This is a genomic window from Streptomyces sp. NPDC050433, assembly GCF_044458565.1.
In the GTDB taxonomy this organism is placed as follows: domain Bacteria; phylum Actinomycetota; class Actinomycetes; order Streptomycetales; family Streptomycetaceae; genus Streptomyces.
This window is the reverse complement of the sequence record NZ_JBITIB010000066.1, coordinates 1,277-2,541: the sequence shown is the minus strand read 5'-3', so window position 1 is coordinate 2,541 and position 1,265 is coordinate 1,277. Positions and strand designations below refer to the sequence as shown.

The 1,265-nt window shown below is 66.4% G+C and carries 1 protein-coding gene; it reads left to right on the top strand.

Annotation, left to right across the window (positions count from 1 at the left end; all coding sequences use genetic code 11):
- Positions 1 to 1,265 (top strand): 2-oxoacid:acceptor oxidoreductase family protein (locus ACIBLA_RS37535; RefSeq protein ID WP_399201143.1); only part of this gene is annotated, 1,265 nt, incomplete at both ends.

Genomic DNA, 1,265 nt, shown 5'->3' with positions numbered 1-1,265 from the left:
GTCCGTCGTCTGGATCGGGTGGTCATCCGTTTCGCGGGTGATTCCGGTGACGGTATGCAGCTGACGGGTGACCGGTTCACGTCGGAGACGGCGTCGTTCGGGAACGATTTGTCGACGCTGCCGAACTTCCCCGCGGAGATCCGGGCGCCTGCCGGGACGTTGCCGGGTGTGTCCTCGTTCCAGCTGCATTTCGCGGACCACGACATCCTGACTCCCGGTGATGCGCCGAATGTGCTGGTCGCGATGAATCCGGCGGCGCTGAAGGCGAACATCGGTGATGTGCCGCGTGGTGCGGACATCATCGTGAACACGGACGAGTTCACGAAGCGTCCGATGGCGAAGGTCGGCTACGTTACGTCGCCGCTGGAGGACGGGTCGCTTCAGGCGTATCAGGTGCATCCGGTGCCGCTGACGACGCTGACGATCGAGGCGCTGAAGGAGTTCGGTCTGTCGCGGAAGGAGGCCGAGCGTTCGAAGAACATGTTCGCGCTGGGTCTGCTGTCGTGGATGTATCACCGCCCCACGGAGGGCACTGAGGCGTTTTTGCGGGCGAAGTTCGCGAAGAGGCCGAGTATCGCCGAGGCGAATGTGGCGGCGTTCAGGGCGGGCTGGAATTTCGGTGAGACGACCGAGGACTTCGCCGTGTCGTATGAGGTCGCTCCGGCGACTGCGGCGTTCCCGGCGGGTACGTACCGGAACATCTCGGGGAATCTGGCGTTGTCGTACGGGCTTGTGGCCGCGTCCCGGCAGGCGGATCTGCCGTTGTATCTGGGGTCGTACCCGATCACTCCGGCGTCCGACATCCTGCATGAGCTGTCGCGTCACAAGAACTTCGGTGTGCGGACCTTCCAGGCGGAGGACGAGATCGCCGCGATCGGTGCGGCGCTCGGCGCCTCTTTCGGTGGTTCCCTCGCGGTGACGACGACGTCGGGGCCGGGTGTGGCGCTGAAGTCGGAGACGATCGGTTTGGCGGTGTCGCTGGAGCTGCCGCTGCTGGTGGTGGCGATCCAGCGCGGCGGTCCCTCGACCGGGCTGCCGACCAAGACCGAGCAGGCGGATCTGCTCCAGGCGATGTACGGCCGCAACGGCGAAGCACCCGTCCCGATCGTGGCGCCGCGGACTCCGGCGGACTGTTTCGACGCGGCGCTGGAGGCGGCCCGGATCGCGGTCACCTACCGCACCCCGGTGTTCCTGCTGTCCGACGGGTATCTCGCCAACGGCTCCGAGCCCTGGCGGATCCCGGAAGCCGACGAACTCCCCGACCT